The sequence below is a fragment of the Streptomyces sp. F001 genome, assembly GCF_004187715.1.
In the GTDB taxonomy this organism is placed as follows: Bacteria; Actinomycetota; Actinomycetes; order Streptomycetales; family Streptomycetaceae; genus Streptomyces; species Streptomyces flavusporus.
Genome location: NZ_QZWF01000007.1, coordinates 354,207 through 361,205, shown reverse-complemented (window position 1 = coordinate 361,205; position 6,999 = coordinate 354,207). Strand labels below are relative to the sequence as shown.

Sequence of the window (6,999 nt, the reverse complement as noted above, 5' to 3'; positions counted from 1 at the left end):
AGGACGCCGAGGATGTCGCGCAGCTTCATCAGGGACTTGCCGGAGAAGCCGCCGACGGCGAACTCGCGCTCCAGGTCCCACAGGGTGAGGCCGTGCTCGGTGATGTCCAGGTCGGGGTGCTTGCGCTGGCGGTACTCCAGCGGGTCGGTGTCGGCCATGACGTGGCCGCGGACCCGGTAGGAGTGGATCAGCTCGAAGACGCGGGCGGCCTTGGTGACGTCGTCGTCGTGGCTGGCGTCGATGTCCTTGAGCCAGCGGACCGGCTCGTAGGGGATGCGCAGGGCCTCGAAGATGTCGTCGTAGAAGCCGTTCTCGCCGAGGAGCAGGTTCGCGACCTGGCGGAGGAACTCGCCGGAGGCGGCGCCCTGGATCACCCGGTGGTCATACGTCGACGTGAGCGTCATGACCTTGGAGATGCCCAGCTTGTTGAGCGTGTCCTGGGACGTGCCCTGGAACTCCGCCGGGTAGTCCATCGAGCCGACGCCCATGATGACCGACTGGCCGGGCATCAGACGCGGGACCGAGTGCACGGTGCCGAGGCCGCCCGGGTTGGTCAGGGAGACCGTGACGCCGGTGAAGTCGTCCATCGTCAGCTTGTTGTCGCGGGCGCGGCGGACGATGTCCTCGTAGGCCTGCCAGAACTCGAAGAAGTTCAGCGTCTCGGCCTTCTTGATCGCCGCGACGACCAGCTGGCGGTCGCCGTTGGGCTTGACCAGGTCGATGGCGAGGCCGAGGTTGATGTGCGGCGGCTTGACGAGGGTCGGCTTGCCGTCCTTCTCGCCGAACGACCAGTTCATCGACGGCATGGCCTTGATGGCCTGCACCATCGCGTAGCCGATCAGGTGCGTGAAGGAGATCTTCCCGCCCCGGGCCCGCTTGAGGTGGTTGTTGATGACGATGCGGTTGTCGAAGAGCAGCTTCACCGGGACCGCGCGCACGGACGTGGCCGTGGGCAGCTCCAGGGAGGCGTTCATGTTCTTCGCGACGGCCGCGGCCGGGCCGCGCAGAGTGATCAGCTCGGGGCCCTCCGGCGCCGTCGGCGCGGCGGCGGGCTCGGCCTTTGCCTTCGGCTTGGCGGCCGGGGCCGGGGCCGGGGCCGGGGCCTTCGCCGGAGCCGGGGCGGGCGCGGCGGCGGCTTCGGGGCGGCGGGAGCGGCCGGAGCTGCCTGGGCCGGGGCCGCGGGAGCTGCCTGGGCCGGGGCCGGCGTCTGAGCCGTGGTGGTGGTCTCCGCAGCCGCGGTACCCGCCGGAGCCGGGGCGGACGGGGCCCCCGGCTTGTAGTCGGCGAAGAAGTCCCACCAGGCACGGTCTACCGAATTCGGGTCCTGGAGGTACTGCTGATAGATCTCGTCGACGAGCCACTCGTTGGGACCGAACGCGGCAGCGGGGTTCTTGCCCGCTTGATCGGCGTCGGTCGAGATGCTCGATGCGTTACTGGGGGACTGTGGCGACACGGCGGCAACCGCCCTCTTCCGCTTCACAAGGTGATGGACAGCGGGAATCAAGGCTACGCCTCCATGACCGAGAAGGTCAGGCCGGGCCCGTTCATCGTCGCGTAAGTCACATCTGAGCACGTGTTTCGGGGATGGAAATGGCGGGAAACAAGCGTGGTTCCGGTGTGAAAGGGATGCACTGACCCGGGCCCGGCGCATACGAGACGCGGGCCTTCGCCTGATCACACGTGTCCTGCAGTGCGGACGCCTGTGGATCTTGTGGCTCCGCTTCGAACTTTACGTCAACTTGGCACGGACGGCAGTCCCGGAAGGGTGATAAGGATCCGGCAGCCCCGCTCGGATTCGGCCACACCGATCTTGCCGCCGTGCAGATCCACCGCCCAGCGGGCGATCGCCAGGCCGAGGCCCGTGCCGCCGTCGCTGCCCGGACCGTGCGGCCGGTTGACGGCACCCCGGTTGAACCGCTCGAAGACCCGGTGCCACTCCGACCGCGGAATGCCCGGACCCTCGTCCAGGACCTCGAGCTCCAGCGACTGGGGCAGCGCCCCGCGCCGCGCCTTCACCGTGACCCGGCCGTGCGGCGGGCTGTGCTTGACCGCGTTGTCGATCAGGTTGGCGACGACCTGGTGGATCCGCTCCGGGTCGGCGTGCGCGGTCAGCTCCGGCGGGGACACGTCGAGGTGCAGATGGACGTCCGTACGCGTGTGACTGCCGGAGCCGGAGGCGATGCCCGCCCGCGCGGAGGCGACCATGTTGGCCTCCTTCAGCACCCCGGACAGATACGGCCACACCTCGAACCGCCGCGTCTTCAGCGGTACGACGCCGTTGTCCAGACGCGACAGGTCGAGGAGCGTCTCCACGAGACGTCCCAGCCGCTCCGTCTGCTTCAGGGCCGTCCGCATGGTCTCCGGGTCGGCCTCCGTGACGCCGTCCACGATGTTCTCCAGGACCGCGCGCAACCCGGCGATCGGTGTGCGCAGCTCGTGCGAGACGTTGGCGACCAGCTCCTTGCGCTGGTTGTCCTGAGCCTCCAGGTCGTCGGCCATGCGGTTGATCGTGACGGCCAGGTCGCCCAGCTCGTCCCACCGGTTCTCACGGACCCGCCGGGTGTAGTCGCCGTGCGAGATGGAGCGGGCCACCGCGTTCATCTCGTCCAGCGGTGCGGTGAGCGAATGTGCCACGAACTGCGTGATCAACAGGGTGGCGATCATCGAGAAGACCGTGATGAAGCGCAGCTCGGTCTCGGTGCGCACCGCGATCATCAGCAGCCCGGTGGTGATCAGCACCGAGATGACGACCAGCGCACCCAGCTTGGTCTTGATCGAGAACGGGCGTACGCCGCCCCAGGGCTCCCCGGGGCTCCTCCGTGCGGCCGGCCGCCCCTCGCTCATGGCGTCGGTGTCTCCAGGGCGTAGCCCACGCCGTGCACCGTGCGGATCCGCTCGGCGCCGATCTTCCGCCGCAGCGCCTTGATGTGGCTGTCGACGGTACGGGTGCCGGAGGCGTCCGCCCAGTCCCACACCTCGGCCAGCAGCTGCTCACGCGAGAGCACCGCGCGCGGCGTGTTCGCCAGGCAGACCAGCAGGTCGAACTCGGTGGGCGTCAGATGCACGTCCTCGCTGCGCACCCGGACCCGGCGCTGTGCGTGGTCGATCTCCAGCTCGCCCAGGCGCAGGATGCCGGTGCGCGGAGTGGCGGCCGCGACCGCGGCCCGCTCGACCCGGCGCAGCAGCACATGCACGCGCGCGGCCAGCTCCCGGATCGAGAACGGCTTGGTCATGTAGTCGTCGGCGCCGACGCCGAGGCCCACCAGCATGTCGGTCTCGTCGTCGCGCGCGGTGAGCATCAGTACCGGCACCGGCCGCTGGGCCTGCACCCGCCGGCAGACCTCCAGGCCGTCGAAGCCCGGCAGCATGATGTCGAGAATCAGCAGGTCGGGCTGCCAGGCCTCGGCCGTGTCGACGGCGGCCGGGCCGTCACTGGCCGTCTGTACGAGAAATCCCTCGGCGCGCAGGCGGGCCGCGATGGCGTCGACGATCGTCGCGTCGTCCTCGACCACCAGCACCCGGCGCTGTGCGCCCGGGGTGGTCGCCGCCGTGCCGTTGTGGGAGGTGTGTGTCTGCTCCATCGCCCGCCCCTGAAGTGTGCTTTCCGGAATCCGTGGGGTGATCCCATGACTGCGATTGACGCTTGAATGATCGGCGTCAGGGATGCAGCGTACGGGGAGTCACCGCAGCTCGGCTATCCAGGTCGTACGCCGAGATGCACGGCGTCCGGAACGCCCCGGGCAACGGGGATCTCTTCGGTACGCACACACCGGAAACCGGCATTCCGCAAGGATCCTTCAAATTCCGGGGAGGGCTGCGCCGACCACACGGCGAGCACACCGCCGGGTCTCAACACCCTTGCGCAGCTTGCCAGTCCGGCCGCCGAGTACAGCCCGTCGTTCCCCTCCGTGACGGTCCACCCGGGCCCGTTGTCGATGTCCAGGCACAGCGCGTCGAACGTGGCGGAAGTCTCATTGACGAAGTCGATCAGATCCGCTTCGACGATCTCCGTACGGCTGTCGGCGAGGGCCTCGCGAGACAGCTCGGCGAGCGGTCCGTCGCGGTGCCAGTCGATGACGGCACGCTCGCGCTCGACCACCGTGATCCGGCCCCAGCGGGGGTTCGCGGCGGCGTGTGCGAGCGAGAATCCGACCCCGAGTCCGCCGATCAGCACCGCGGGCGCCGCCCTCCTGTCCAGGGCGTTCAGCGCCGCGTCGACCAGCCGCCGCTCCGATCGTCCGTCGGAGGTGTCCATCAGGAAACAGCCGTTGACGATGATCTGCAGCAGGGTCCCGTGCCGGCGCAGCACGACCTCGCCCGACGGGCCCTCACGACGGTCCAGGACTTCGGGGATGTCGTAGGTGGTGGCCATCCGTTCATCCTGGCACTTCTCTGACGACATGTAGACGGAATAAGGGACGGGAGTGACTCGACTCCCGGCGGCGTTGACACAGAGGCGCAGCAGCGGCCCGGGAATGATCGCTCAGAGCGAACGGATCCGGGGGAACATTCGACGGCTCCCGTGCATTGAGTCGGCATAGCTCAACTTGACTGCCTAAGGGGAGATCATGGCTTCGATGTCCACACCGCTCACCCTGCCCGTGCTGCCGCTCGACGACGAGGTCGTGCTGCCCGGAATGGTGGTTCCGCTGGATCTGAACGACACCGACGTACGTGCCGCGGTGGAGGCCGCACAGGCCGCCGCCCGGTCCGAGCCCGGAAAGCCGAAGGTCCTGCTGGTGCCCCGGATCGACGGGACGTACGCGAGCACCGGTGTGCTCGGCACCGTCGAGCAGGTCGGGCGGCTCGCCGACGGTGACCCGGGCGCCCTGATCCGCGGTCGCGGCCGCGTGAAGATCGGTGCCGGGACCACCGGGCCGGGTGCGGCGCTGTGGGTCGAGGGGACGCGGGTCGACGACAGCGTGCCCGAGCCGCTGCCGGGCGCGGTGGCCGAACTGGTGAAGGAGTACAAGGCCCTTGCCACCGCCTGGCTGCGCAAGCGCGGCGCCTGGCAGGTCGTCGACCGTGTGCAGGCCATCGACGACGTGTCCGCGCTTGCCGACAACTCCGGGTACTCGCCCTTCCTCACCACCGAGCAGAAGGTGGAGCTGCTCGAGACCGCCGACCCGGTCGCGCGCCTCAAGCTCGCCACCCAGCAGCTGCGCGACCACCTCGCCGAGCAGGACGTCGCCGAAACCATCGCCAAGGACGTCCAGGAGGGCGTCGACAAGCAGCAGCGCGAGTTCCTGCTGCGACGGCAGCTGGAAGCCGTACGCAAGGAACTGCGCGAGCTGAACGGCGAGAAGGACGGCGAGGAGTCCGACGACTACCGCGCCCGCGTAGAGGCCGCCGACCTGCCCGAGACGGTCCGCGAGGCCGCCCTCAAGGAGGTCGACAAGCTGGAGCGGTCCAGCGACCAGTCGCCGGAGGGCTCGTGGATCCGGACCTGGCTCGACACGGTGCTCGAACTGCCGTGGAACGAGCGGACCGAGGACGCGTACGACATCCAGGGCGCCAAGACGGTCCTGGACGCCGAGCACGCGGGCCTGGAGGACGTGAAGGAGCGGATCACCGAGTACCTGGCCGTGCGGAAGAGGCGTACGGACCGCGGGCTCGGAGTCGTCGGCGGGCGGCGTGGCGGTGCCGTGCTCGCCCTCGTCGGGCCGCCAGGCGTCGGCAAGACGAGTCTCGGCGAGTCCGTCGCCCACGCCATGGGCCGCAAGTTCGTCCGCGTCGCCCTCGGCGGTGTCCGCGACGAGGCCGAGATCCGTGGTCACCGGCGTACGTACGTCGGTGCGCTGCCCGGCCGTATCGTCCGCGCCATCAAGGAGGCCGGGTCGATGAACCCGGTCGTGCTCCTGGACGAGATCGACAAGGTGGGGTCGGACTTCCGCGGCGACCCGGCCGCGGCCCTGCTGGAGGTCCTCGACCCTGCGCAGAACCACACCTTCCGCGACCACTACCTGGAAGTCGAACTCGACCTGTCCGACGTCGTCTTCCTCGCCACCGCCAACGTCCTGGAGGCCATCCCGGAGGCCCTGCTCGACCGTATGGAGCTGGTCCGGCTCGACGGCTACACCGAGGACGAGAAGATCGTCATCGCCCGTGACCACCTGCTCCCGCGCCAGCTGGAGCGGGCCGGCCTGGACAAGGACGAGGTCGTCATCGACGAGGGCGCGCTGCGCAAGCTCGCCGGCGAGTACACGCGCGAGGCGGGCGTCCGCAACCTCGAGCGGTCCATCGCACGGCTGCTGCGCAAGGTCGCGGCACAGCACGAACTGGGCGAGCGGGAGCTGCCGTTCACGATCGGGGACGGTGACCTGCGGGGTCTGATCGGACGACCGCACCACGTACCCGAGTCGGCCCAGGACCCGGCCGAACGGCGCACGGCGGTACCGGGCGTGGCGACAGGCCTCGCGGTCACGGGGGCGGGCGGTGACGTGCTGTACGTCGAGGCGTCGCTGTCCGACCCGGAGACGGGCGCGGCGGGCCTGACGCTGACCGGACAGCTGGGTGACGTGATGAAGGAGTCGGCGCAGATCGCGCTGAGCTTCCTGCGCAGCCACGGTGCCGAGCTGGAACTCCCGGTCGCCGACCTGAAGGACCGGGGCGTGCACATCCACTTCCCGGCGGGTGCGGTACCGAAGGACGGCCCGAGCGCGGGCATCACGATGACGACGGCACTGGCGTCACTCCTGTCCGGCCGCCTGGTCCGTACGGACGTGGCGATGACCGGCGAGGTCTCGCTGACCGGCCGCGTCCTGCCGATCGGCGGTGTGAAGCAGAAGCTGCTCGCCGCGCACCGTGCGGGTGTCACCACCGTGATCATCCCCAAGCGCAACGAGCCCGACCTGGACGACGTCCCGGCCGAGGTGCTGGACAAGCTCGATGTCCACGCCGTCACCGACGTCCGCCAGGTCCTCGAACTGGCCCTGTCGCCGGCCACGAACGGCGCGGAGTCGGAGGTTCCGGTCGCGGCGTGACGGGCGTGACCGGATA

General features: G+C 69.7%; 4 protein-coding genes and 1 pseudogene. 1 reads left to right on the top strand and 4 read right to left on the bottom strand.

What is annotated here, in order from left to right; genetic code table 11:
* From StrepF001_RS26335 to StrepF001_RS26320, 4 genes and pseudogenes are all read right to left on the bottom strand, one after another.
* Positions 1 to 1,453 (bottom strand): annotated as a pseudogene (locus StrepF001_RS26335) (2-oxo acid dehydrogenase subunit E2); the annotation flags it as partial.
* A 281-nt stretch (positions 1,454 to 1,734) separates the two neighbouring features.
* Positions 1,735 to 2,844, bottom strand: a complete 1,110-nt coding sequence (locus tag StrepF001_RS26330) for a HAMP domain-containing sensor histidine kinase (RefSeq protein ID WP_129800687.1) — start codon at positions 2,842 to 2,844, stop codon at positions 1,735 to 1,737.
* Entirely contained in the window at positions 2,841 to 3,581 is a 741-nt protein-coding gene (locus StrepF001_RS26325; protein ID WP_129800686.1) for a response regulator transcription factor, read from the bottom strand. Before StrepF001_RS26325 ends, StrepF001_RS26330 begins: the two co-directional genes overlap by 4 nt.
* 113 nt (positions 3,582 to 3,694) lie before the next feature.
* Positions 3,695 to 4,372 carry a spermidine synthase gene (locus tag StrepF001_RS26320; RefSeq protein WP_129800685.1) on the bottom strand — a complete coding sequence of 226 codons (678 nt, stop codon included), beginning with the start codon at positions 4,370 to 4,372 and terminating at the stop codon, positions 3,695 to 3,697.
* Positions 4,373 to 4,568: 196 nt separating this feature from the next.
* On the opposite strand from StrepF001_RS26320, the gene lon reads away from it, so the two are divergent.
* On the top strand, positions 4,569 to 6,983 hold the full coding sequence (gene lon, locus StrepF001_RS26315; protein WP_129800684.1) for an endopeptidase La: 2,415 nt from the start codon (positions 4,569 to 4,571) through the stop codon (positions 6,981 to 6,983).
* Positions 6,984 to 6,999: the final 16 nt, after the last annotated feature.